At 33.8% G+C, this 25,596-nt stretch carries 20 protein-coding genes and 1 tRNA gene; 16 read left to right on the top strand and 5 right to left on the bottom strand.

What is annotated here, in order from left to right:
* Positions 1 to 104: 104 nt before the first annotated feature.
* Positions 105 to 1,916 (top strand): OstA-like protein, encoded by a 1,812-nt coding sequence (locus ABJD27_RS17750; RefSeq protein ID WP_348166531.1) that lies wholly within the window; start codon positions 105 to 107, stop codon positions 1,914 to 1,916.
* A gap of 18 nt (positions 1,917 to 1,934) precedes the next feature.
* Positions 1,935 to 3,116 carry an aspartate aminotransferase family protein gene (locus ABJD27_RS17745; protein ID WP_348166528.1) on the top strand — a complete coding sequence of 394 codons (1,182 nt, stop codon included), beginning with the start codon at positions 1,935 to 1,937 and terminating at the stop codon, positions 3,114 to 3,116.
* An 88-nt stretch (positions 3,117 to 3,204) separates the two neighbouring features.
* Here ABJD27_RS17745 and ABJD27_RS17740 read toward each other — a convergent pair whose 3' ends face one another.
* The 4 genes from ABJD27_RS17740 to ABJD27_RS17725 all read right to left on the bottom strand — a co-directional run bounded on the left by ABJD27_RS17740 (position 3,205) and on the right by ABJD27_RS17725 (position 9,351).
* The gene (locus ABJD27_RS17740) at positions 3,205 to 4,311 is read right to left on the bottom strand and encodes an OmpA family protein (protein WP_348166525.1); all 1,107 of its coding nucleotides are present in this window, start codon (positions 4,309 to 4,311) and stop codon (positions 3,205 to 3,207) included.
* 202 nt (positions 4,312 to 4,513) lie between these two features.
* Positions 4,514 to 5,536 (bottom strand): GntG family PLP-dependent aldolase, encoded by a 1,023-nt coding sequence (locus ABJD27_RS17735; RefSeq protein ID WP_348166522.1) that lies wholly within the window; start codon positions 5,534 to 5,536, stop codon positions 4,514 to 4,516.
* Positions 5,537 to 5,594: 58 nt separating this feature from the next.
* Positions 5,595 to 7,988 (bottom strand): zinc-dependent metalloprotease, encoded by a 2,394-nt coding sequence (locus ABJD27_RS17730; RefSeq protein ID WP_348166519.1) that lies wholly within the window; start codon positions 7,986 to 7,988, stop codon positions 5,595 to 5,597.
* Between the two features lie 274 nt (positions 7,989 to 8,262).
* Positions 8,263 to 9,351 carry a hypothetical protein gene (locus ABJD27_RS17725; RefSeq protein ID WP_348166516.1) on the bottom strand — a complete coding sequence of 363 codons (1,089 nt, stop codon included), beginning with the start codon at positions 9,349 to 9,351 and terminating at the stop codon, positions 8,263 to 8,265.
* 306 nt (positions 9,352 to 9,657) lie between these two features.
* Here ABJD27_RS17725 and prfB point away from each other — a divergent pair.
* The 14 genes from prfB (at position 9,658) to ABJD27_RS17655 (ending at position 23,233) form a co-directional block, all read left to right on the top strand.
* Positions 9,658 to 10,762, top strand: a protein-coding gene (gene prfB / locus ABJD27_RS17720) for a peptide chain release factor 2 (protein WP_348166513.1) whose coding sequence is annotated in 2 segments (ribosomal slippage) — positions 9,658 to 9,720 and positions 9,722 to 10,762 — 1,104 coding nt in all. Because the reading frame shifts where the segments join, the coding sequence is not laid out codon by codon here.
* A 44-nt stretch (positions 10,763 to 10,806) separates the two neighbouring features.
* Positions 10,807 to 11,424, top strand: coding sequence for an HAD family phosphatase (locus tag ABJD27_RS17715; RefSeq protein WP_348166510.1), 618 nt, complete (start codon positions 10,807 to 10,809; stop codon positions 11,422 to 11,424).
* Between the two features lie 58 nt (positions 11,425 to 11,482).
* Entirely contained in the window at positions 11,483 to 11,824 is a 342-nt protein-coding gene (arsC, locus tag ABJD27_RS17710; protein ID WP_348166507.1) for an arsenate reductase (glutaredoxin), read from the top strand.
* 49 nt (positions 11,825 to 11,873) lie between these two features.
* Entirely contained in the window at positions 11,874 to 12,227 is a 354-nt protein-coding gene (locus tag ABJD27_RS17705; RefSeq protein WP_348166504.1) for a hypothetical protein, read from the top strand.
* Positions 12,228 to 12,312: 85 nt separating this feature from the next.
* Positions 12,313 to 14,745, top strand: coding sequence for a TonB-dependent receptor (locus tag ABJD27_RS17700; protein ID WP_348166501.1), 2,433 nt, complete (start codon positions 12,313 to 12,315; stop codon positions 14,743 to 14,745).
* Positions 14,746 to 14,776: 31 nt separating this feature from the next.
* Positions 14,777 to 15,439: a hypothetical protein gene (locus tag ABJD27_RS17695; protein WP_348166499.1), complete on the top strand. Its 663-nt coding sequence runs from the start codon at positions 14,777 to 14,779 to the stop codon at positions 15,437 to 15,439.
* Between the two features lie 106 nt (positions 15,440 to 15,545).
* Entirely contained in the window at positions 15,546 to 16,271 is a 726-nt protein-coding gene (gene gldF / locus ABJD27_RS17690) for a gliding motility-associated ABC transporter permease subunit GldF (protein ID WP_348166497.1), read from the top strand.
* Between the two features lie 9 nt (positions 16,272 to 16,280).
* Positions 16,281 to 17,975 (top strand): gliding motility-associated ABC transporter substrate-binding protein GldG, encoded by a 1,695-nt coding sequence (gldG, locus tag ABJD27_RS17685; protein ID WP_348166494.1) that lies wholly within the window; start codon positions 16,281 to 16,283, stop codon positions 17,973 to 17,975.
* A 120-nt stretch (positions 17,976 to 18,095) separates the two neighbouring features.
* Positions 18,096 to 19,214: a DNA polymerase III subunit beta gene (gene dnaN / locus ABJD27_RS17680; protein ID WP_348166491.1), complete on the top strand. Its 1,119-nt coding sequence runs from the start codon at positions 18,096 to 18,098 to the stop codon at positions 19,212 to 19,214.
* Between the two features lie 115 nt (positions 19,215 to 19,329).
* Positions 19,330 to 20,409, top strand: a complete 1,080-nt coding sequence (locus tag ABJD27_RS17675) for a M28 family metallopeptidase (protein ID WP_348166488.1) — start codon at positions 19,330 to 19,332, stop codon at positions 20,407 to 20,409.
* A gap of 112 nt (positions 20,410 to 20,521) precedes the next feature.
* Positions 20,522 to 20,597: transfer RNA gene (locus tag ABJD27_RS17670), tRNA-His, on the top strand.
* 183 nt (positions 20,598 to 20,780) lie between these two features.
* Positions 20,781 to 21,878 (top strand): acyloxyacyl hydrolase, encoded by a 1,098-nt coding sequence (locus tag ABJD27_RS17665; RefSeq protein ID WP_348166485.1) that lies wholly within the window; start codon positions 20,781 to 20,783, stop codon positions 21,876 to 21,878.
* 20 nt (positions 21,879 to 21,898) lie between these two features.
* Complete coding sequence (locus tag ABJD27_RS17660; protein ID WP_348166482.1) at positions 21,899 to 22,678, top strand: head GIN domain-containing protein; 780 nt, start codon at positions 21,899 to 21,901, stop codon at positions 22,676 to 22,678.
* A 177-nt stretch (positions 22,679 to 22,855) separates the two neighbouring features.
* The gene (locus tag ABJD27_RS17655; protein WP_348166479.1) at positions 22,856 to 23,233 is read left to right on the top strand and encodes a LysM peptidoglycan-binding domain-containing protein; all 378 of its coding nucleotides are present in this window, start codon (positions 22,856 to 22,858) and stop codon (positions 23,231 to 23,233) included.
* A 133-nt stretch (positions 23,234 to 23,366) separates the two neighbouring features.
* On the opposite strand, the gene ABJD27_RS17650 is transcribed toward ABJD27_RS17655, so the two are convergent.
* On the bottom strand, positions 23,367 to 25,496 hold the full coding sequence (locus tag ABJD27_RS17650) for a DUF349 domain-containing protein (RefSeq protein WP_348166476.1): 2,130 nt from the start codon (positions 25,494 to 25,496) through the stop codon (positions 23,367 to 23,369).
* Positions 25,497 to 25,596: the final 100 nt, after the last annotated feature.

Genomic DNA, 25,596 nt, shown 5'->3' with positions numbered 1-25,596 from the left:
AGTTAGAACCCGCAACATAAAATGATTGCGGGTTTTTTATATAAAAACGTCTTTTGACACTTCATTAACGCTTTCAGAAGTCAATTTGCTTATTTTTGCTACACATGCAAACTATTAAATACATACTCTCCGTTGTCTTGGTTTTTTCCGCTTTCGCGAAAGCGTATACACAAGAACGCAAAGAGATTAATATAACATCTGATGTTTCTCGTATAAACGAAGCAGAATATCCAGGTGCTTTTATCATGAATAAAACGACCAATCAAGTCTATATTATTCATGAAGGAATCGAAATGTGGTGCGACCTCGCTTTTCACTACAAAGAAGAAAACTTTGTAAAAGCATTAGGTAATGTTAAAATAAAGCAAGGAGATTCTGTCTCTATGCGTAGTCATTATGCAGAATATAATGGAGATACCAAATTTGCATTTGCAGCTGGTAATGTATGGCTTAAAAAAGATACTACCGTTGTAACCACAGATACTATGTATTTTGATCGTATTAAGCAGCAATCTTATTATCGGACTGGAGGTGTTGTGACTTCACCTAACAGCGAGATTACAAGTCGTATAGGTCGTTATTACTTAGAAGAAGATAAAATTTCCTTTATAAGCAATGTTGTCGTTACAAATCCAGAGTATGTAATAAACAGTGAGCAACTTGACTTTTATAGTGAGACTGAACACGCATATTTATATGGACCAACTACAATCACTAGCGAAGCCTCAAAAGTTTATTGCGAACGAGGGTTTTATGACACTAAAAACGATTATGGATATTTTGTAAAAAACTCACGTATAGATTACGACAATAGACAGGTCTATGGAGATAGTCTCTATTTTGACAGGACAACAAACTTTGCCAGTGCTACAAATAACATTCGCGTAAAAGACACCTTAAATAAAAGCCTTATCAAAGGGCATTATGCCGAAGTATACAGAGATAAAGATTCTGTATTCATAACTCAAAGAGCTGTTGCTATTACTGAGCAAGAAGGAGACTCTATCTATGTACACGGTGATAAATTAATTGTCACTGGGAAACCAGAAAATAGAATTGTACGAGGGTATTACAATGTCCGCATGTTTAAAAGCGATATGAGCGGAAAATGCGACTCCATACATATCAATCAGAAGACAGGACTTACGCAAATGATACGAAGGCCAGTTTTATGGAATGAAGCAAATCAGATTACAGGAGATAGTATTCATCTTGTTAATAATGTAGTTACAGAGAAACTAGATTCGCTTAAGGTATTTGATAATTCATTTATCGTCCAGAAAGATTCAATAAGTGGATATAATCAAGTAAAGGGGCAAAAGTTATATGGTTTTTTTAATAAGGAAAATCAGCTAGACTCTGTTAATATTTTAAATAATGCAGAGAGTATCGTTTATATGCGTCAAGAAAATGGAGAGCTACAGGGTATTGACAAAAGTAAATCGGCATCTATTACTATTCTTTTTCGAGACAAAGTGATAGATGAAACCATAAAGCATAAAAAAATTAGTGGTAATATTTGGCCAGAATCTCAATTTTTACAACAGCAACAAACTTTTGACGGTTTTGAATGGCGTGGTGAAGAGCGTTTGTTAAGCAAAGAAGATATTTTTAGAGGAGAACCACCTTTTATACTAACAAAAATACAAGGAATCCCTTTACCAATAATAGATAGTGACTTTTTTGAAGAAGATGAAGACGGAGAACGAAAGATCCCTAGCGCTTCTACATTGATTAATAATGAGCTATCAAATCGAGAAGAAGACAAACCTAAAGTAGGTACTGAAGAAGAAGACGAAGCTGCAAAAAAGAAAAGAGAATATTTAATTAATAGAAATAAGGCAACTTCTTCTTCTAAAGAAGATAAAACTCCAAAAACTTTAAACCCTCTTAAAAAGAAAAAAGGAGGAGGATAATTTTCTAGATACATTATAATGAAGTCTGACTTTCTAAAATACCAAGCACAAACTACACCTCATCCGTTAAGCTTTGAAGTAGACTATGCTAATGGAAGTTATATTTATGATAAAAACGGAAAAAAATACTTAGATTTTGTAGCAGGAGTATCTGCGTGTAGTTTAGGACATCAACATCCTAGAGTAAAAGAAGCAGTACAACAACAACTAGATAGGTACCTCCACGTGATGGTATATGGAGAATATGTACAAGAAATTCCAGTACTCTTATCAAAATTACTTGCCACTCACCTACCCGAACCTTTAGATACCACCTATTTAGTAAATAGTGGCACTGAAGCTATAGATGGAGCTATAAAACTTGCTAGAAGGGTTACAGGTCGTACAGAGATTATTGCTGCTAAGAATGCTTATCACGGGAATTCATATGGAGCATTAAGCTTAATGAGCATGGAGGAACGAATCGCCCCTTTTAGACCCGTTATAGGTGATATATCATTTATAGAATTTAATTCTGATCAATATCTCGAGCGTATTACAAACAAAACCGCAGCCGTTGTTCTAGAAACTATACAAGGTGGCGCTGGTTTTATAGTACCACAGAACAATTTTCTAAAAAAAGTAAAAAAACACTGTCTGACAGTAGGAGCTTTATTAATTCTTGATGAAATCCAACCTGGCTTTGGACGTACAGGAAAACTTTTTGGATTTGAGCATTATGATGTCATTCCAGATATTGTTGTTATGGGCAAAGGAATGGGAGGTGGTATGCCTATAGGAGCTTTTACCGCTTCACAAGAGCACATGCACTTGCTATCAAATAATCCAAAACTAGGACATATTACAACATTTGGAGGACATCCTGTGATTGCAGCTGCAGCATTTGCTACTTTAAAAGAACTTACAGAAACTTCGTTAATAGAAGATACTCTTAAAAAAGAAAAGCTCATCAGAAGTTTATTAGTACATCCATTAATTAAGGAAGTAAGAGGTAAAGGACTTATGCTTGCTCTTTTAATGCCAACTTCAGAAATCACATCTGAAGTAATTTTAAAATGTCAAGAAGAAGGATTGATATTGTTTTGGTTATTATTTGAAGAGAAAGCTATTCGTATTACTCCGCCTCTTACCATATCTAATGAAGAAATACGAGAAGGTTGCTTATTACTATTAAAAATACTAGATACTATACAAGTATAATAATACAAACTCCCCATGTAAAGAATAAAAAAAGGCGTTTCAATTAAGAAACGCCTTTTCATTTGGTGGTTATGAAGTATAAACAATCTTAGTTGTTTATTAAACGGAATTCAGTTCTTCTGTTTACAGAATGCTGACGCTCTGTACAAGAAACACCATCTGCACATCTGTTTTTAAGCTTACGCTCTCCAAATCCATTTGCTACAAGTAAACTATTATTAATCCCTTTAGAAATTAAGTAATTAGTTACTGCTTGAGCACGACGCTCAGAAAGATCTTGGTTAGATGAGTTATTACCTCTAGAATCAGTATGTGAAGCAATTTCTAATTTTACTCCAGGATTCTGAGCTAATAATGGTAATAAACGAGTATCAATAATGTTCTTAGCTGTAGAAGTAAGAGTTGCACTGTTTAAATTCCAATTAATTGGAAGTGCTTGGTACTCAACAAGAGCACATTCTACTTCTCTCCAAGTAGTTAATCCTCCTTTTTGCTTAAGAACTTCTTTAGATACTGTAGTGTAAGTAGCTGGCACAACTTCTTCTGTTGTAGATGCTTCTTTTACAAGTACTGTTTTTGTAATTGTAGAAAATTCAGCTGGAATTTCTTCCTCTACTACACGTGCTGTTTGATCAACAACTCTTTTAGTATATGTAGCATCGGCAGATCTACCAGGAGTAGATTGTACAGCTGCATCTGCAGCTAACGTACGGATAGATACCGTTTGATATTCTGCTGGGTATCCTTTATAACACCAGTAACGACAATCGTCTGGGTTACTAGAAGCACAATCAGGAGCTGGAGCACCTAATTCCCACTGCGCATATGCAGATTTAGTTTCGATAGTTTCAGATCCATTAGAAAAAGAAGCAGGAACAATTCTTAAAGAAGAAGCTGTTGTGCTTTTTACATATGATACTGTCTCTGTTTTATATGTAGCTGGAATCACCTTAAGACGCTTAGAAGCTTCTTTAACCATAACTCTTTCTGTTTGCGTCTCATATTGAGCAGGAACTACTTTTAATACTTTATAAGCTGGCGTCTTTTGAACTTGCACAGTTTGATTCTCATAAATATCAGGAGTAGTACAGCGTACATAACATTTTCCTGGTTCTGGGTTTGATGGTAAGTCTTGAGCTTGTACAGAAGCAAGAGTAAGACCAAAAACAGAACATAATAATAAAATTTTCTTCATAATAATTGATAGTTTAAAGTTAATGTGTTGGAAATCATACTTAAAAGTACAAAAATATATGTTTCGTATTAACATGTCCTTTAACATAATTTAAGAAACCTTTAACACGGCTAAAAAACACAAAAACATCGTTAAACAACACAATCAATGTGAATTTTAACTAGTAAAATTACATTTTGCATCAAACTATCAAGAAAAAAAATTATTCATACCCCTTCAAAAACATCAAAAAAGACTCATGTTGTTCTTTAGAATAGTCTAAGTGAGTTACTATTCTTAATTTACCTTGCCCCATATCACTTATACTTATTTGATTGTCAGATAATTGATTTACAAACTGTTGTTTTAAAGGGCTATCGTTTAGCTTGAAAATCACGATATTAGTATCTACAGGAGATACATAGTCAACAAAGCTTAATTGTTCTAATTGTAATCCTAATTCTTTTGCTCTCTGATGATCTATACTCATCCTATCCATATGATGATCTAAAGCATAAATACCAGCGGCTGCCATATATCCTACCTGACGCATGCCACCTCCAAGTATTTTACGTACTCGTATTGCTTTATCCATAAATTGTTGCTTTCCTACTAATACAGATCCCATAGGCGCACCTAGTCCCTTTGACAAACAAACCGAAATCGTATCAAAAACATGCCCATACTCTTTTGGGTTTTCATTATTTGCTACCATTGCATTCCAAAGGCGAGCCCCATCTAAATGAAAACCTAAATTATGATGATCACATACTGCTTTAATTTTATGAATTTCTTCAAAATCATAACAAGCCCCCCCACCTTTATTCGTTGTATTTTCAAGACAGACTAATGTTGTGAGCGGACTATGATAAAAATCAGGTGGATTAATTGCTTCCTCTACTTGAGAAGCTGTAATCATTCCTCTATCTCCTGTTAATAGTTTACAAGAAACACCACTATTAAAAGAGACTCCTCCTCCTTCATAATTATATACATGAGCATAAGCATCTGCTATCAATTGTTCTCCTGGATGCGTATGAATCTTTATTGCTGCTTGATTTGTCATACTTCCGGTTGGAAAATACAAAGCGCTGTCCATTCCAAACATATCTGCAATACGTCGTTCTAATTCGTTTACAGATGGATCTTCTTTATATACATCATCTCCTACATCTGCCTTCATCATAAAATCCAGCATTTCTGGTGTTGGTTTTGTAAGCGTGTCTGATCGTAAATCTATTTTCATATAAGTGAAGTAAAAGGTATTTTAAATGTTTATGTATTATAGTATATATCGCTTGCTATTAAAAACATCCTATTGGAGAGCCATCTGGGATTTTTGGAGAAGGTAATGCCTTAAACATTTCAGGCTTATTTAATGCTTTTTCAATTTGATCATTGATATTTATGTCGTGTATATCAGAACTATTTAAAGATGACTTTACAACAGATCGTAATACATATTTAGTCGTTGCTTTAGTCTGAGCAATTGATTTTGGATGCACATAAAGGTTAATAAGGTGTTTTATTACATTATAGTTAATTGTATTTTGAACTTCTTTTTGATATGCATTTTTCTCTTTATTTTTTAAAGTTCCTTCAACTAATTCTTCCAACATTTCTTGCAATCCAAGTTGTTTTGTATCTAACGCTTTTTGCTGTACTAAACGATTAGCTCGTTCAGGATGTAATAACAAAGCAAGTGTCATATCACTTGCAGTTGCTGCAGCTCCTAAAGCATCAAAAGCAACGCCTGTATTACTTTTAAAACTCTCTCTAGAACGATTATAACCGTGAGCCCTAGGTGGAAATAACGCAAGCTTATTTTTTGGTATAGCAAGCTCATCTGCTGTAAGCGTTTGAAGTACTGTAGCAAGAGCCTTCTCTTGTTGTTTTACATCTAATACTTCAGAGACTTTGAGATACTCGTCTCCTTTTACAGCATAGTTATAATCTAGACCGCCTATCATTTTTACAGTAGCCTCTGTTTGATAACGATGATAGAAATATAAAGGAACAAAAACATCCTCAAGCACAGAATATGGTTCATTTGTACGTATGTTATCAATAGAGAAGTTAGCGATTGCTTGTTTACGTAATGCTAATAAATTTTCTAACTCTTCATTTGCATTTGTTCCATTATCCCAAAGATGTGCTTTATAATGCGCTCCTCCTTGCGCTCTAGCATCACTATCTGTTATATAACGAAGCCCATTCTTTTCTGCAGTTTCAAGAATAGAATTAAGGTATCTCTTCTCTTCTATACCAGTTGGTACAATTCCATAACTATAAGCAACTGTAACTTTATCCCATTCACCAATGCCAGTCGCATATGCATTTGAGAAGTCTACTTCCCCATTACGTAAACTCAATGTAGGATGTGGATAATCCATAACACTAGCTCTTTCATTAGGACTAGCGGCAAAATTATGTGCAAACCCGATAGTATGTCCTACTTCATGAGCGCTCAATTGTCGTATACGTGCGAGTGCCATATTAAGCATAGGTTGATAATTATCATCTCTTTGCGCAAAAGGCTTATTCATAAGGGCTTGTGCAATTAAGAAATCTTGTCGTATTCTCAAACTTCCTAAACTTACATGTCCTTTTATGATCTCACCTGTTCGTGGATCTGTAACACTAGCTCCATAACTCCATCCTCTTGTACTACGATGAACCCATTGTATTACATTATATCTTAAATCCATCGGGTCTGCATCAGCAGGTAGAATTTTAACCTGAAACGCATCTTTAAAACCTATAGATTCATAAGCCTGATTCCACCATTGTGCACCTTCTAATAATGCAGAACGTATAGGCTCTGGTGTCCCTGGATCTAAATAATAAATAATAGGTTCTACAGCCTCACTTATCGTTGCTTCAGGATTTTTTTTCTCTAATCGATGTCTATTTGCATATCGCTTACGAATAGGTTCTTGTACTGGTGTTGCATAGTCCAAAAATGTAGTCGATATATTTCCTGCTCTAGGATCAAAAACTCTAGGCGTATATCCATCATCTGGTAATTCTACAAAAGAATAATGTTGTATTACAGATACAGAAGAAGCATCTGGAGCAACTGTTCTAAGTTTTTGTCCTGTAGGTTGCCCTTTAAAGGTTAATAACGCTTCAAATTCTGTGTTTTTAGGAAAACTCTTGGTACGCTCCATAGATAAAGCACTACGACTAATATCTATTTTATAAGCACCTTCTTTTTGAAATTTTAATCGATTTGCAACACCATGAGAATCTTGCATTAAAAATGGCGTAAAGTCAATAACATAAGTATTCCCTTTTGTTTCTAGAATAGGAAATCCATAAAGTACAGAAGTAGCAAAAGCTTCCTCTATAGAAGCACGCTCTAACACATTTGCGGTATTTGCTCTATAATTTTGATTAGGTTGTACAAGCAATAATTTATTACCTGCTTTTTTAAAATACACAATCGCAGACCCTCCTAATTGCCCTCTATCAAGACCTATATCATTAGATCCCAACCCTGTACGCAATGAGTGTACATAGAGAAACTTATTATCTATCTTATCTACTTCAACGTATAATTTATCTACACTTTCATCATAATGAGTTTTAAAATATCCCTCTTGAGTTTTCAATCCCGTTTTAGAATCTAGAAATTGAGCCTGTACTATTGAAACTAAAAAAAGTGCCGTAATTGATAAAATTGTAGTTTTTCTCATATCTCCTATTTTGTAGAGAACTAATATAGGGGTTTGTACGCTTTCGCGAAAGCGAAAAAAGAAAATATCCCTCTTGATTTTAGAGTATTTATCATACCAACCTCAGACTATTAAAAGTTCTTGATTTTCAAGGGTAATTATTATAATAAAAATAAAAGCAACTTGATAATTGAATAGTATTTACATAAATAACTGCTTTGAAATAGTAACTATTTCAAAGCAGTTATTTATGTTTCTATTTTAGAATTATAAAAACAGTATGTTTTAATAATTCTTAATTGCGAGGGATAATTACCAATCCTAGTAATTGATCTGCCACAGCAATATGAGTAGCATCTGCGGCAACTCCAGAAGGTGTATTAAGATTCCCCAGAGATTCTATTACATTTCCAGAATCAGGGTCGATAACATCTACTTGATCATTTGTTACTCCTACGACAAATAAAGATTCACCATCTGTTCCTATATTGATAGGATCGTATGGCAATGAGAATGGTGATAATAAGTTTCCACTTGCTACATCCACAACTTCTATTCCTTGTGCTGCAAAATGTGCTACATAAAGACGTCCATCTAGAAATTCACTTTCAACCGGGAAATTTGCAGGACCAAATGGAGCTCCAAAAGGTCCAGGGAATGATCCTTGAGTTAGCACAGTTCTAGCTGGAGTACTTTGCAATTCTGCAGCACCATTAAAAACGACTGGCTGAATCGCCCAGTTAGCAACATTCCCTATATCTTCACTATAAAAAGCAGTTACCTCTCCTGCCCCAGTTATTGCAACATGTACATCTGGTGCTCCAGTTTCTTGATCGACAATTGGAATACCATTTGTCGTAAGTTCTAAATAAGGTGCTTCAAAAGAATATCTAAAAACTCGCGTATTGAGAACCCCGCCAGAAATTACTAAACTACAACCTGCCGCAGAAATTCCAGAAAAAGGACCGCCATCTGCAGTTCCTGTAGCTACTTGTAGCGGAGCCATAGGATCTTCTAGTGTAAACATGCGTACAGTAGCTCCCGATTGTGTAAAAATAGCACCTCTTGAATCAGCAGTTATATCATCGGCTGCAGAAGATAACATAGTTACAGCTCCTGTAGCTAACTCTGCAATTTGAATTTGTGTATCACAAGCTGCATATGCATACCCATCTACAATAACAACATTGGTACATCCATCTGCTCCTCGTATAAGTTCCTTTATAACTATTTGATTTTGGGAATCGTCATTTTGATCTTGAGACGACGTGTCTATTGTTGTATTAGACAGAAGTAGTTCTTCATCTGCAGTATCAGAAGTACAAGAAATAACAAATGTTGTAATAACAAGAAGAAAAATGTAGGATTTACTTTTAAGAGACATACTATTGTTTTATAAATTAATTATCAAGTTTGATATGTCGTTTATATTTATAAAAATTACACAGTATGAATAATTTATCGCATCCTAATACTATTCACACTTATAAAATTGCAATAAGAAAACGTATCATTTATAGTATCGTATCTTAAATATTATCATTATCAATAAGGCCATTTTAAATTGATAATATACCACTCATAAAATGCTATTTACACTTTACATATTAAATAATGTATATATTAATTACTAGTATGTATGGCTTTCTTTTAAAAAGAACTTATTTTTGAAACCTACTTAACAACCATTATGATCACAACCGAACAATTAAAATCACTCCAAGAGCGTGTAGAAAGCTTAAGGAGATATCTTTGACATCGATCGTAAGCAGATTGAAATTTCTAACGAAGAAGAAAAAACATTTGACCCTAATTTTTGGAATAACGCAAAAGAAGCAGAGATCTTCATGAAGGCTCTTCGATCTAAGAAAAAGTGGGTACAAGGATACACAACTGCAAAAGCACAAACCGATGACCTTGAAGTACTTTTTGAGTTTGCAAAAGAAGGAGATGCTACCGAAGAAGAAGTACAGCTTCAATATGATAAAACAATAGAACACCTAGAAGAGATAGAATTTCGTAATATGCTATCTGAAGAGGGAGATGAAATGAGTGCCGTATTACAGATTACTGCTGGTGCCGGTGGTACAGAAAGCTGTGATTGGGCTAGTATGCTTATGCGTATGTATCTTATGTGGTCAGAACGACAAGGGTATAAAGTAAAAGAACTTAACTTTCAAGAAGGAGATGTAGCAGGAATAAAAACAGTTACCATAGAAATAGATGGAGAGTTTGCTTTTGGATGGTTAAAAGGAGAAAATGGCGTACACCGTTTAGTACGTATATCACCATTTGATAGCAATGCAAAGCGTCACACATCTTTTGCTTCTATATATGTATACCCACTTGTAGATGACAGTATAGAAATAGATATAAACCCTGCAGATTATGAAATTGTAACTGCCAGATCATCTGGTGCTGGAGGACAAAATGTAAATAAAGTAGAGACCAAAGTACAATTAACCCACTTCCCTAGTGGAATAAAAATTTCATGTTCAGATAGTAGATCACAACATGATAATAGAGCCACAGCATTACAAATGCTACGCTCCCAACTATACGAAATAGAACTTCGTAAACGAATGGAAGCACGTCAAGATATAGAAGCAAGTAAGAAAAAAATAGAATGGGGCTCACAAATTAGATCCTACGTATTAGATGATAGACGTGTAAAAGATCATCGCACTAATTATGAGTATAGACAACCAGAGAAAGTACTAGATGGAGAAATCGATGCATTTTTAAAGAGTTATCTTATGATGATGGGGCAAGAAGAAGAAAGTGATCAACTATAACTATTTAAAAATAAGATTTCCGCTTTCGCGAAAAGCAAATTAAAATGAAAAAAATAACAACTGTCATATTTGATTTAGGAGGTGTCCTTATAGATTGGAGTCCAGAATATGTTTATCTCAAAGAATTTAGAGGAGATCGCGCAAAAATGGATTGGTTTTTAGAACACATTTGTGCCTGGGACTGGAATGTCAATCAAGACGCTGGATATCCTATTGCAAAAGCAACAGAAGAGCGCATAGCATTATTTCCAGAATACAAAGAATTAATTACCATGTATTATGGTCGTTGGGAAGAAATGCTTGGATACGCACATAAAGACACTCTCACTATTCTTAAAAAATTAATAGACAATCCTGATTACCGCATACTAGCACTCACCAATTGGAGTGGAGAAACTTGGCCAAAAGCTATTGCAAAATTCCCTTGGTTACAATGGTTTGAAGGAATTCTAGTTTCAGGAGATGAGCAAATGCGTAAACCATTTTCAGAAATATACAATCTTATGCTTAATCGATATAGTATCAAGGCAGAAGAAGCTGTTTTTATAGACGACAGTCTTGCAAACATACACGGTTGTGAAGCCGTTGGAATAAAAGGAATTCACTTTAAAAATGCAGAAATATTAGAAATACAGCTTAGAACATTAGGAATTGAGTTATAAAAATTAAAAATTGCGCTCTTGTTTTAAATTAAATAGCAAAGCCAAAGCTAATCAAAATATGATCAGAATATACCACCACCCAAAATGCTCAAAAAGTAGAGAAGGACTAGCCATTCTTGAAGCATCTGGAAAAAAATTTCTAGTAGTAAAATACATAGAAGATCCTTTATCTACAAGTGCATTAGAGCGACTTATAGGTCTCTTAGATATCAAACCAATTGAACTTGTAAGAACAGATGAAACTATCTGGAAAGAAAGCTACAAAGGCAAAGAATTATCAGATAATGAGATCATAAAGGCATTATCTATACATCCAAGATTAATGCAAAGACCCATCGTTGTTAATGGAAAAAAGGCAATTATTGGCCGTCCACCTTTGAATATTAAATCTATTTTGTAAATTAGACACCGTAAATTAAATTCTATCTAAAATAAATATTACTAATATTATGAAAAAAATAATCGCAATAATTGCTCTTTGTTTTTTAGGATTAGGAGTAGCACAGGCGCAAGTTTCGACAAAAGCACCTTCTGCTAAATCTGCCTTACAATCAGGAGCTATTGAAATGCTTACTCAGAAACTTAATCTTTCTCCACAACAAGTTGCTTCTGTAACTAAAATAATGGGAGTATTTGCTCAATCTAGAAAGACAATTTCTGAATCTACAGGAATGACAGCTGCTGCAAAAGCTGAAAAACTTAAAAAAGTAAATGATAGAGAAGATTTAAATATGAAAAACATACTTAATGAAACTCAATATGCAAAGTTTACTGAGCTATCTGGAGAACTACGTAAAGGATAAGCTTTTTAAAACTATAATATTTTAACGCTAGCTTAACAGCTAGCGTTTTTTTTATGTCATAATTTCGACAAAAATATTATAGAAAGTGAAGTCATTTATTAATCTTATAATCGTGTTATTTATAACACAGATTATACATGCACAACAACCTCAAGGAAAAGAAATCACGCTAACAGGAAAAGTACAAGACAAAGAAGGAGCTATTCCTTTAGAGTATGCTACTATTACGTTAATAAATAAACGTAATCCAAAAGCAATTAACGGAGGTATCACTACTATAGATGGCACTTTCTCTATTACGACACTAGCTGGAGAATACGATATTAAAATAGAGTATATCTCATTTCAACCTGTGGTTTTAAAATCTCAAAAATTATTTAAAGACACTTCGCTAGGTACAATTAACTTAGAAATAGACGCTGCCACACTAGAGGAAGTAACCGTCATTGCCGAAAAAACAACTGTCGAGTATAAATTAGATAAACAAATTTATAATATAGGTAAAGATCTTACAGTAAGAGGAGCCTCTGTCTCTGATGTGTTAGACAATGTTCCATCTGTAACCGTAGATGTAGAAGGCAATGTAGCATTAAGAGGTAATAGTGATGTGCGTATTCTTATTAATGGAAAACCATCAGGTCTTATAGGCCTTAGTGGTACAGATGCTTTGAGACAGCTTCCTGCAGAATCTATAGAACGCGTAGAGGTAATCACCTCTCCTTCTGCACGATATGATGCAGAAGGAAGCGCTGGAATCCTTAATATTATTCTTAGACGTAGTAAATTACAAGGTTTAAATGGAGCCGTTACTGCAAACATAGGCAACTTTGATACTAGAGGTATTTCTGGAAATGTTAACTATAGAACTGGAGATTTTAATATTTTCGCTACAGGTGGTTATAACATCAGAGGTTCTGAGGGTAACACTTTTACTAGTCGAATCGAAGAAGATGGTTCTTTAATTGAAGATAGAGAATTTAGTAGAGAACGTGGTGGACTAACTGCAAACTTTGGTGTTGAGTACTATATAGATGACAATACGAGTATTACAGCTTCTGCTGTAGTTAGAGACAGTGACAATGAGAATAAATCCCTAAACAATATCACACAAACCTCTGGAGATAATGTCTTTTTATCACAACGTTTTGCTCCAGAAACAGAAGAAGATCTAACTTCACAATTCAGTTTAAATTTTGATAAAAAATGGGAAAATGACGGAAATCTTTCTATAGAATTTCAATACGAAAATTCAAAAGAAACAGAATTTGTAGATATTAGAAATAGTTCACTAAATACAGGTATTCCTACTGAGTTAGAAACTAATGAAACAATAGAAGATCAAAAACGTTTTTTTGCACAAGTAGATTTCGTACAACCATTAGGCGATAATGCTCGTTTTGAAGCAGGTTACCGAGGGAATATAAGAGATTTAGATACTGATTTTATTGTATTTGACAATATCATTGATGAAGATAATGTAAATGGAGAATTGCTGTTAAATTCAGATCTTACCAATAGTTTAATCTTCAAAGAAAACATTCATGCGCTATACACACAATACGGAAGTAAAATAAATAAGTTTAATTTCTTATTAGGTTTACGTATGGAGTATACTGATATTGAAATTGACCAGCAGACAGTTAGTGATTTTAATAGTAGAGATTTTACTAATTTCTTCCCTACGGTAAATTTAAATTATGAGTTAAATAAAAAGGAAACTGTTAGTCTTGGATACAATAGACGTATCAGAAGGCCTCGTGGTTTCTTTTTAAACCCATTCCCTTCTAGAACAAGTGCCACCACATTTTTTCAAGGAAATCCGAACCTTAATCCAAGTTTATCAAATGGTGTTGATCTAGGATATCTTAATAAAATAAGTAAATCACTTACACTTAATGGTTCTATATTCTTCAGACGCACCGAAGACACTTTCCAATTTGTTTTCTTAGAGACAGGAGAAACAACTATAGTAAATGGTGAAGAAGAAGCTGTTTTAACGAGAACACCTGTTAATCTCTCAAGGAATGATAGAATTGGAGCAGAAGCAACACTCACTTACTCACCCACAAAAAAGTGGAGAATAAATGCAAATGTAAATGTGTTTAACTCTGAAACTTCTGGTGAATTTGAGGGTATTGATTTTGGGGCTAGTAACTTTACGTGGACCGCTAGACTTAATAATAAGTATACACTACCGTGGCGTATTGATTGGCAAACACGTATTAATTACCGTGGTCCATCCGTAAATGCTCAGAGTGAAAATGAAGGAATCTTTTCTGCAGACTTTGCTTTTAGTAAAGATTTATTCAAAGAAAGGGCTTCTTTAGCACTTAACATCAGAGATGTTTTTAATTCTCGAGTTCGTAGATCTACAGTAAACTTTCCTTTTCCTGGAGAAAGTGAGTTTCAATTTAGAGAACGTTCTATCAATTTATCATTTACCTATCGTTTTAATCAAAAGAAAAAACGTCAACGCTCAGGTGGATTTAGCGGTGGTGAAGAAGATTTTGAAGGGTAATCTATACATTTAGAACTAAAAATCATTAAATATGGACTTAAGAATTGCACATATACATTTAGCAAATAAATGGGTGAGAATAGATGGAATTAGTCCAGATCTAAAAAAAGTGCTATCAGGTTTTAAAGGAGATAACTTATTTGGTTATATGTATATTGATCATACAGCTGGCCTTACACTTGAAGCAGTCAAATTGTTTACTCTTGAAAATGAAGAAATAATCTATCAAGAATCTCCACCTGATAAACAAACTAGAGTTATAAGTCGCTTAGATGCTGTTATTACTTCTTCAGAAATTCGCATTTTACCAGAAGAAAAGATTGAAACTCTTCAATTAGAATTACCATTCCCTTTAGATTCTTATAAAAGAGACGATCTTGAAGATTTTAGAAAGGAAGAAGCGTTTCATGAATTTAGAGGGGAAGGATTCCCTGATGACATACAAGTTTTATTTCCTCCTACGGAAAAACTAAAACCAGAATTAGTTTGGGGTAGAGTTGAGAAATATGAAAATAATAAAATCACATTTCAGCTCCTCAACCAGCCACATCAAAACTTTGGGTTAAACATACATAATACAGCGACAGCAACAGTACAAAATATAGAAAACAAGACCTATGTCGTTTGTAAATTAGATTTAGAAAGACCCCCTTCTACACAATTAAAAGAAAAGAAGTGGTGGAAATTCTGGTAACAATTAGTACTATTTTTTCTCAACAAATAGAATAAATAAAAACTTTTGCAGTTTAAAAAACTACATTAGATTTACAACTTCAACTATTTTATATAAAACGCACCCATTGCTAGCTATATTAAAAAAAGAAATCAATTCATTTTTTGCTTCCCCAATAGGGTATTTAGTGATTGGATTATTTCTAACAGTAACTGGTTTATTTCTTTGGATTTTTGATGGGGAATTTAATATTCCCAATTCAGGATTTGCAGATCTTGCTCCCTTTTTTCAGTTAGCTCCTTGGATTTTTACATTTTTAATTCCAGCTATTACTATGCGTAGTTTTAGTGATGAGCAAAAATCCGGAACATTAGAGTTATTATTAACAAAGCCTATCTCCACTTTACAACTTGTATTAGGAAAATACTTTGGAGCGTGTGTTCTTATCATTATAGCCATCATCCCAACGTTAATATATATTATTGCCATACATCAACTAGGAAACCCGGTAGGTAATCTTGATGTAGGAGTTACTATAGGATCTTATATAGGATTATGCATGCTTGCAGCTTGTTTTACCGCGATGGGTATTTTTGCCTCTACTTTATCAGATAATCAGATTGTGGCATTTATCATCGCAGTACTTTTCTCTTTTGTATTCTATTTTGGATTTGAAGGTCTCGCTAGTTACTTAACTGGCAGTTCTAGTACGTTTGTTTCAAACCTAGGAATGCAAGCTCATTATGATAGTATAAGTAGAGGAGTTATAGATACTAGAGATATTATCTATTTTATAAGTCTTATTGCATTTTTTATATATCTAACCAAAAGTAAATTACAAAAGACGAGATAGTCCACTTTCGTGAAAATTTTAAAAAACATACCAGCGCTTGTTATTGCCATTATAGGATTGATCCTTATCAATTACCTTGGTTCATTTTTCCATAAGCGTTATGATCTCACGCAAGACAAACGTTATACATTGAGTGATCCTGCAAAAGCAATCATAGATCAAGTCAAGAGCCCTTTAGTCGTAGATGTGTTCTTAGAAGGTGAATTTCCTGCAGAGTTTAAAAAACTTCAAAACGAAACTAAATATTTACTAGAAGAAATCTCAAATTACAATTCTAATGTATCATTTGTCATTTCTGACCCTACAAAAGATGCTGAAGATCCAAATGTAGTATACCAGCAATTTGCTAGTTTTGGGATGACTCCCCTACCGTTTAAAGTAAAACGTAATGGCAAAGAAGCCTCTCAAACTATTTTACCTTGGGCTACAGCAAATCATAACGGCAAAGCAGTTCCTATATCTCTTATCAAAAATATAGCAGGTGCATCTCCAGAAAAATTTGTGTATGCCTCTATACAGAATTTAGAATATACCTTTATAGATGGCTTTAATCGTCTACTAAATGCAAAAACCAAACGTATTGCTGTTCTTAAGGATAATGGTGAATTACCAGATGCAAAGATTGCAGATATGTTTCAGAAATTAGGAGAGACCTATAGTATTGCTCCTTTTCCTATGGATGCAGTTGCTAGTGATCCAGAAAAAACGCTTCAAGCTTTACAAAATACGTTTGACCTTGTTGTTGTAGCAAAACCAACCAAAGCATTTACTGACGCTCAAAAATTTGTCTTAGATCAATATATTCTCAATGGTGGTAATTCTTTATGGCTTATTGATGCAGTAGCCATGGAAAATGATAGTTTACGTAATAACGATGGTAGAACCCTCTCCTTTCCTAGAAATTTAAATCTTAACGATTTCTTTTTTAAATATGGGGTCCGTATCAATCCTGTTCTTGTAAAAGATTTATATTCGGCACCTATAAGTCTTGCATCAGGAGATGGCAGTCAGACCAAATACCAAGAACTTCCTTGGTTTTATCAACCCGTTACTCCTTCATTCAACACACATCCTATTAATACAAATATTGAACGACCAATATTATTTAGATATGCAAACCAAATAGAGGTACTTAACAATACCTCTTCTGTTACAAAAACTGTATTACTCACCTCTAGTATCCTTACAAAACTAGAAGGAGTGCCTAAAGAGATCTCACTAGATGAAATTGCTATAGAGCCCAATGAGGCAGATTATCAGGCTGGACCACAACCTCTAGCGGTATTACTTGAAGGAAATTTTGAATCTGCATTTAAAAATCGAGTACAGCCCTTTAAAATGGATAAAGTACGCTTTCGCGAAAGCGCAACAAATCCTGCAAAAATGGTCATCATAGCAGACGGAGACCTTATATCAAATGATCTCGACCCTAAAGGAAATCCATTAGAATTAGGTTTTGATTATTTTACAAGAAAACAATACGGAAATAAAGAGTTCTTACTTAATACTGTCAATTATCTCCTAGATGACAATGGGCTTATTAACATCCGAAGTAAAGAGATTGCATTACCATTTCTAGATACTCCCAAAGTAGCCGAAACAATTAACAAGTGGCAAGCCTTAACCATAGGGCTTCCTCTGGTTTTACTATCCCTTTTTGGAATCATATTTTATGCACTTCGCAAACGTAAATATGCGAGATAGCTGTTGATAAGTTTCTTTTATATACCGTAGCATTTAAAATATATTTGTAGGTAGCTATTTCTGTTTGGAAATAGAATATCCAATAACTCAAATTTTGCAATAGCAAATCCAATATCTACTATGAAATTTATAGTCTCTAGTTCATACTTACTCAAACAATTACAAGTTTTAGGAGGTGTTATCAATAATAGTAACACACTCCCTATATTAGATAATTTCCTTTTTGAATTAGATGGAAACTCACTGACCGTTTCTGCATCAGATTTAGAAACAACAATGATGGCAAAGCTAGAAGTTGAGTCTGAAGACAACGGCACTATTGCCCTTCCAGCTAGATTACTCCTAGATACATTAAAAACATTTCCTGAGCAACCGCTTACATTTACACAAGAAGAAAATAATACTGTAGAGATAAGCTCTAACCATGGTAAATATGCACTTGCATATGCAGATGGAGCCGAATTTCCTAACGCGGTTTCTCTAGAAGATCCAAGTATTGTAAAAATACCGAGTAATGTACTCGCAACTGCTATAAGCAATACCATATTTGCAAGTGGCAATGATGATTTACGTCCCGTAATGAGTGGTGTCTTTTTTCAATTTGCAACCGATGGACTTACATTTGTAGCAACAGACGCTCATAAACTTGTAAAGTATAGCCGCACAGATGTAACAGCTTCTCAAACAGCAGAATTTATTATGCCTAAAAAACCTCTTAATTTATTAAAGAGCATTTTAGGGTCAAACGATGAAGAAATCACTGTTGCATACAACGATTCAAATGCTAGGTACACTTTTGAGAATGTAGAATTAATCTGTCGTCTTATCGATGGAAAATATCCTAACTACGAGGCTGTAATTCCTAAAGAAAATCCAAATAGATTGACAATAGATCGTAATCAATTTTTAAACTCAGTACGTCGTGTTTCTATTTTCTCAAATAAAACGACCCATCAAATCCGTTTAAAAATCGCAGGAGCAGAACTTAATATCTCTGCAGAAGATATCGATTATAGTAATAAAGCAGAAGAACGTCTTACTTGCGATTACCAAGGAGATGATATGCAAATTGGTTTTAACTCACGTTTCTTAACAGAAATGCTCAATAATATGAATGCCAACGATGTTTCTTTAGAAATGTCGTTACCTAACAGAGCAGGTATCCTAACTCCTATAGACGGCTTAGACGAAGGAGAAAGTGTTACCATGCTGGTAATGCCAGTAATGCTCAATAACTAGATTAAGTGTTAATTACTAAAAAGAGCGACCTCCTTGCGGAGTCGCTCTTTTTTTTGGTAATTATCTAACTCTAAATATCCCATTAATTTTAAGTATTTTAGCGCTACAAAAAACTATGTTAATGAAACACCTTTTTTTTATCCTCTGTTGTGCAACTGTCATTCTATCATGTAAAGAATCAAAAAAGACAGTTTCTGACCCCCAAAAACCTGTTTATATAGATATCACATCTCTAGAAGGTGACGACAACAAAGTACTTCCTAAGTATCTTGAAACCATTACTGAAGACGAACTTAAAGAAATGCTTTATGTATATGCAAGTGATGAAATGGAAGGAAGAGATACTGGGGAACCTGGACAGAAAAAAGCAGTAGAGTATTTACGTAATTATTATAAAGAAAATAATATTGCTTCTGGAACCCCAGATGGGAACTATTTTCAAAAAGTTCCTAAAGATTTTTTTAGAAGCAACAGTGTATTTAATGACTCAGAAAATGTACTTGCCTTTATTAAAGGCTCTGAAAAACCGGAAGAGGTACTTGTAATTTCTGCTCACTTAGACCACGTAGGGAAAGATTCAAAAGGAAACATCTATAATGGTGCAGATGATGATGGCTCTGGTACTATTGCATTATTAGAAATAGCAGACGCCTTCCAACAAGCAATCAAAGATGGATACCCGCCTAAACGCTCTATTCTTTTTCTTCATGTAACTGGAGAGGAAAAAGGACTGTATGGATCAAAATATTATGCAGAAAATCCTGTATATCCACTAGCAAATACTATTGCAGATCTTAATATAGATATGATAGGTCGTAATGACTTTGAGCACCCTAATGATAATGATTATGTATACCTTATTGGTTCTGATAAATTAAGTACCGATTTACATAATATATCTGCAGCGGTAAATATGAAGTATTTCAACATGAATCTAGACTATCGTTACAATGCTGAAAATGAACCTAACCGTTTTTACTATCGTTCTGATCATTATAACTTCGCAAAGCACAATGTACCAATCATCTTTTATTTTAATGGAGTACATGAAGACTATCATAAGATTACCGACACACCTGATAAAATCAATTACCCATTGTACCAAAGACGTGTAAAACTTGTGTTTGCTACTGCTTGGGAACTTGTAAACCGTAAAGATCGTCCCGTAGTTGATAAAGCGGTTCCAAGACCGTAAAAATACTTACCATCCATATATAAAAAAGCTTCGTAAAAATTTACGAAGCTTTTTTTATAAAACTATTGGTAATATGATCATATTGATTATCTTTGCAATCGCTAATTAAAATGGTGGTTGTAGCTCAGTTGGTTAGAGCATTGGTTTGTGGTACCAAGGGTCGTGGGTTCGAGCCCCATCTTCCACCCAAATAGCAAAAGCTTCTCAGAAATGAGAAGCTTTTTTTGTTAATAGCAATCTATAATTTGCTAGATAAATGAGAATAACACTAAGAATCACAAAACTTTACCTATTCTTTTTTATCTATTTCTTATACAACCCCTCAAAAACCTTTCAATTTTTATATTTTCGCTATTATAATTCAAGGCTCTATGCATAAAAGAATTCTAGTACTATTTGTACTATTTCTTATTTACTCCTCTATAAAGGCTCAAGAAGCTCCAAAAAAGCCTTTTGATATAGATATTAATTACTTCTATGGAAATACTTTAAACCATAGTAAAGATATAGCACACCTTATTACAGAGCATCCTAAAGGGCTTATCCTGAGCTATAATCGTAAAACATACGGGTTAAACGAATGGGAACGCAGGTATAATTACCCAGATTGGGGATTTTCATTTGTATATCAAGATTTTGGTAATGAAATTGTAGGAAAGAACTATGGTGTATATGGACATTACAATTTTTATTTCCTAAAAAGAAAATTAATGTTCAGAATAGGCCAAGGAATTGCTTACAACACAAATCCATTTGATATAAACTCTAATAAGAAAAATAATGCCTTTGGATCACAACTTTTAAGCGCGACTTACCTCCTATTAAATTATAAACAACAATTATTTGATCAATTACATATACAAGGTGGGTTTACAATTACTCATTTTTCTAATGGAAATGTAAGAGCTCCAAATTCCAGCCTTAATACTCTTGCTGCAAACATAGGACTCACATATACTCTAAAAGATCAAGAAATACCAGATTATATCCCATATAAAAAGACAAAGTATTCAGAACCTATAAAATTTAATTTTGTACTACGTGGTGGAGCTAATGAAAGTGATAGATTAGGACTAGGGCAACACCCATTTTTTATAGCATCCATATTTGCAGATAAACGCATCTCAAATAAAAGCACATTACAAATTGGAGTAGATGCTTTTTTTGCTAGATTTTTAAAAGAACAAATCGAATTTGAAGCTATTGCATTCCCTCAATTAGGAACACAAGGCGATGAAGACTGGAAACGTATAGGCTTATTTATAGGTCATGAGCTTCGTCTTGGCCGCATTGCATTTGTCAGTCAGTTAGGATACTATGTGTATTACCCTTATGATTTTGAAGGACGTATCTATGAACGCATAGGACTTAAACGCTATTTCGGGAAGCATTTTTTTGGAACCGTATCTGTAAAAGCACATGGAGCTAAGGCAGAAGCTGTTGAATTTGGAATAGGATATCGATTATGAAACATTATCTATCTATATATATGAAGACGTTTTTTTTGCTTTCGCGAAAGCATATCATTGCAACACTTTTATTAACTACAATATGTATTAGTTGTGATTCTGAAAATGCAAATGATTGCCTTCAAGTAGACGGGGATGACATTATACGAACCATAGAGCTTCCTTTTTTTGATAGAGTACGTACAGAAAATGATATGCGCCTTGAGATTACACAAGGTGAGACGCAAAATATTACTATAGAAACAAAGGAAAACCTTTTTAATGATTTGGTTTTTAAGGTAGAGGATGACACATTTATAATGCAAAACAAAAATGGATGTAATGTCTTTAGAAATTTTGGACAAACGCTTGTACGCATTACTGTTCCCAATCTTACTTTTATAAAAAATAGCGCTACTTATGAGATACGAAGTAATGGCACGCTATCTTTTCCTACAGTACGATTAGAAAGTGTCACAACACCAGGAATAGATAGTGCAAATAAATCTGGAGATTTCTTTCTTGACTTTCAATCAGAAAGTATACTCGTTGTTGCAAATGGTATGAGTGACTTTCATATCACAGGAATGACAGAAGATCTAAATATTATCTTTTCTGATGAATTTCCAAAATTTTATGGAGAGGACTTTATTGCCCAAAATGTTATTGTAACTCATACTGGAGCTGCTCCCATGATTGTTAATCCTCAAGAAAGCATTACAGGTACTATACGAGCAACTGGAGACGTTATTTCAAAAAACACACCTCCTATTATCGATGTAGAAGAATTATTTACTGGACGCCTTTTATTTGATGATTAATGGGCTATGTATAAAAAAGTGTGTATGAGTTAAAGTATTTTATTCACAAATAACACACTACAACGACTCAAAACAACATTTCATCGATAAAAAGCTAAACTCAGACCTACAATTACTGTTAATTTAGTACTAGTATTTGTATATTTACTGAGATTAATTTTTAAAAATCAACAAAACATGGTAAAAGCAAAATATCAAACTGTACTTGACTTAGGGGAAAAGTTAGGGATTAAAGATGGAGATGTAAAAGAAGACAATGGTGTTTTACACATTAGTGGTGTAGCTGCAAATCAATATCACAAAAATCAAATATGGGACGCTATTAAAAGTGCAGGAGGAGAAAGCCCAGCAGATATCGTAGCAAATATTAATGTTGAAGATACAACTGTTTATGCTCGTCATACAGTTTCTAGCGGAGAGACATTAGGTAAAATAGCAAAGCATTATTACGGTGATGCAATGAAGTACACATCAATATTTGAAGCAAATACAGATATTCTTAAAAACCCAGATGTGATCCATCCAGATCAAGAACTTATTATTCCAAACTTATAAAATATAAATTCTATTTTATAACATAAGAAAATCCCCATTTAGGGGATTTTCTTATTTTTAGATTAAACTAAACATTTTAAATATATAGTTGATTTCTAGGTATTTAAAATGATTTAATTAAACAAAGAGTTTATCAACTATTTTTAGATATCATTCTCTTTACCTTTTGATGTTTTGCCATCCATAATTCTAAATTCTCTTTATGCTTATTGATGTTTTTATGCACTTCTTTTACTAGTGGATTATCATCTGCTACGTGCTGAAAAAAGCCTAAGTTATTTTCTAATTGATTAATTTCTGCTTTAATTTCTTGCACTTTTTTAGAGATATAGAATCGTTCTTTTTCTAAAGCGCTTATGTCATTATCTCCTATCATAGATTGCATACGATTTTCGTATCTAATCATTTCAGATTCTTTTTTATCAATATCTAATTGACCAAAAAGATTATCAAGTTCTTTATTAAATAGTTCGTCTATTTTCTTTTTTGAGTATGGAACTCTTCCTATAGATTTCCAATTTGAAATATGCTCTTGAATCAAAGCGAGGTTTGCAGTATGATCTCCTTCTAGTTTTAATCCTTTTATTTCTTCTAAAAGCGCTTGCTTTTTAACATAAGCTTCCTCTTCTCCAGCATTTGCTTGTTTTTTAGAATCATGCAAACGATCAAAAAAGTGATTACAAGCATCTTTAAACTTCTTCCATATCCTATCGCTGTCTTTACGAGGGACGTGCCCAATTTTTTTCCAATCTGCTTGGACTTTCTTCATCACTTCTATTGTAGCAGAAAAATCCTCGTTATCCTTATTATCTTCTGCAATCTTAATCAGTTCTAATTTCTTATTAAGATTATCAAATTGCTCTTTCTTTTGTAATTTATAAAATGCGTTCTTCTTGTGATTGAATTCTCTTACTACATTTTTAAAAGTAGCCCAAACTTCTTCATTAGCATCATTTGGAACGCGTCCAGACTTAAAGAAAGCTTCTCTTAAAACTTCTACTTCCTTTACCTTGGATTGTACATCTTGATGAGAAATTACGTCTTGTGACTTTATTTCTTCAAGTTTTACGATAAGTTCACGCTTAACTTCTAGATTTTTTACCCAAGAAGCTTCTACTTCCTTTTGTTGGATATCTCTAGCATCATGAATTTTCTTTGTAGCTGCACTAAATTTATCCCAAATTTCATCACTATATTCCTTTGCAACTGGACCTATCTCCTCTTTCCACATACGATGCAGTAACTGTAGCTCCTTAAATGCTCTATTAATTTTAGGTTCTTGGGCTAGTTCTTCTGCTCGTTCTATAAGTTGTAATTTTTTTGCAAGATTATCTTTGAAGTGCTTATCCCTAAATTCACGATTTAAGTGCAATAGTTCATAAAAATTATCAATATGATGATAATAATTATTCCATACTAGATTATAACGATCTCTTGGAATGTCTCCTGCATTATGCCAGCGCTCTTGAATGTCTTTAAATTTGTTAAACGTAGATTGAACGCTTTCTGTTCCTCCTAGTTCCTCCCTTAGCTTCTTAACTTCTTCTATAAGTTGTTGTCTGTAAGCTAAGTTTGCTTTTTGATCTTTTTGTTTATTCTGATAATAGTTAGCGCGTTTATGACGGTATGTATAATATGCCTCACTAAATGCCTTTTTAAGAGGTGAGAAATGTCTAAAATCTATCACATTTCCTCCTTCTTCTAAAAATGCAGTTTTTGCAACTTCTTGCTCTTCATCAAACTTTGTATCAATAGCACTTTTTATATCATCTACATGCCCTTTTATAAGTTGTACTTTTTCTCCTGCAAGTAATGTTTGGAATTCTTCTAATAATTCCTCCTTTGTAAGTGTGGTGTAATCTTTCTTAGGTATTTCTTTAGGTTCAGTAACAACTGCTTCTTTAGAAGGCTTTTCTTCTTTAGATGCTTTAGCTTCTTCTCCAGCAGTTTCTTTACTACTTAATTCTTCATCTATCTCAGCTACTTCAGGTGTTTCTTTAGATTCGGCAACGATCTCTTCTTTAGAAGGGTTTTCCTCTTTAGATACTGTAGTTTCTTCTCCAGCTGTTTCTGCAACGCTTAGTTCTTCATCTATCTCTGCCTCTACTGCTTCTTCTGTAGGTAGTTCTTCTGCATTTGCCTCTGCTGCAAGAGCTTCGACTTCTTCTTCAAGACCTTTTTCTACTTGAGGTGTTGTTTCTTCTATAGCTTCGGTCTTTTTAATTTCTCCTTCTGTTTCTTGAGATTGTTTTTCTTCTGACATTTGTTTCAATGTTAAGGTTCATCTTTTAATAGGCTAAAGATACTAATACCTCTCCTATAATTATAATATCCCGTAGGGATTATGAGTAGATGTGTTAAAA

The sequence above is a fragment of the Dokdonia sp. genome, assembly GCF_039945015.1.
GTDB lineage: Bacteria > Bacteroidota > Bacteroidia > Flavobacteriales > Flavobacteriaceae > Dokdonia.
The sequence above is the reverse complement of the archived record's forward strand: the minus strand, read 5'-3'. Positions and strand labels throughout refer to the sequence as shown.

Coding starts and splice junctions, on each gene's coding strand:
- ABJD27_RS17705 (WP_348166504.1), top strand. CDS start 11,874: ATGAAAAAAATAATCGCAATAATTGCTCTTTGTTTTTTAGGATTAGGA.
- ABJD27_RS17745 (WP_348166528.1), top strand. CDS start 1,935: ATGAAGTCTGACTTTCTAAAATACCAAGCACAAACTACACCTCATCCG.
- ABJD27_RS17740 (WP_348166525.1), bottom strand. CDS start 4,311: ATGAAGAAAATTTTATTATTATGTTCTGTTTTTGGTCTTACTCTTGCT.
- ABJD27_RS17675 (WP_348166488.1), top strand. CDS start 19,330: ATGTTAATGAAACACCTTTTTTTTATCCTCTGTTGTGCAACTGTCATT.
- ABJD27_RS17715 (WP_348166510.1), top strand. CDS start 10,807: ATGAAAAAAATAACAACTGTCATATTTGATTTAGGAGGTGTCCTTATA.
- ABJD27_RS17695 (WP_348166499.1), top strand. CDS start 14,777: ATGGACTTAAGAATTGCACATATACATTTAGCAAATAAATGGGTGAGA.
- ABJD27_RS17725 (WP_348166516.1), bottom strand. CDS start 9,351: ATGTCTCTTAAAAGTAAATCCTACATTTTTCTTCTTGTTATTACAACA.
- ABJD27_RS17655 (WP_348166479.1), top strand. CDS start 22,856: ATGGTAAAAGCAAAATATCAAACTGTACTTGACTTAGGGGAAAAGTTA.
- dnaN (WP_348166491.1), top strand. CDS start 18,096: ATGAAATTTATAGTCTCTAGTTCATACTTACTCAAACAATTACAAGTT.
- arsC (WP_348166507.1), top strand. CDS start 11,483: ATGATCAGAATATACCACCACCCAAAATGCTCAAAAAGTAGAGAAGGA.
- ABJD27_RS17730 (WP_348166519.1), bottom strand. CDS start 7,988: ATGAGAAAAACTACAATTTTATCAATTACGGCACTTTTTTTAGTTTCA.
- ABJD27_RS17735 (WP_348166522.1), bottom strand. CDS start 5,536: ATGAAAATAGATTTACGATCAGACACGCTTACAAAACCAACACCAGAA.
- ABJD27_RS17660 (WP_348166482.1), top strand. CDS start 21,899: ATGAAGACGTTTTTTTTGCTTTCGCGAAAGCATATCATTGCAACACTT.
- ABJD27_RS17650 (WP_348166476.1), bottom strand. CDS start 25,496: ATGTCAGAAGAAAAACAATCTCAAGAAACAGAAGGAGAAATTAAAAAG.
- ABJD27_RS17750 (WP_348166531.1), top strand. CDS start 105: ATGCAAACTATTAAATACATACTCTCCGTTGTCTTGGTTTTTTCCGCT.
- ABJD27_RS17665 (WP_348166485.1), top strand. CDS start 20,781: ATGCATAAAAGAATTCTAGTACTATTTGTACTATTTCTTATTTACTCC.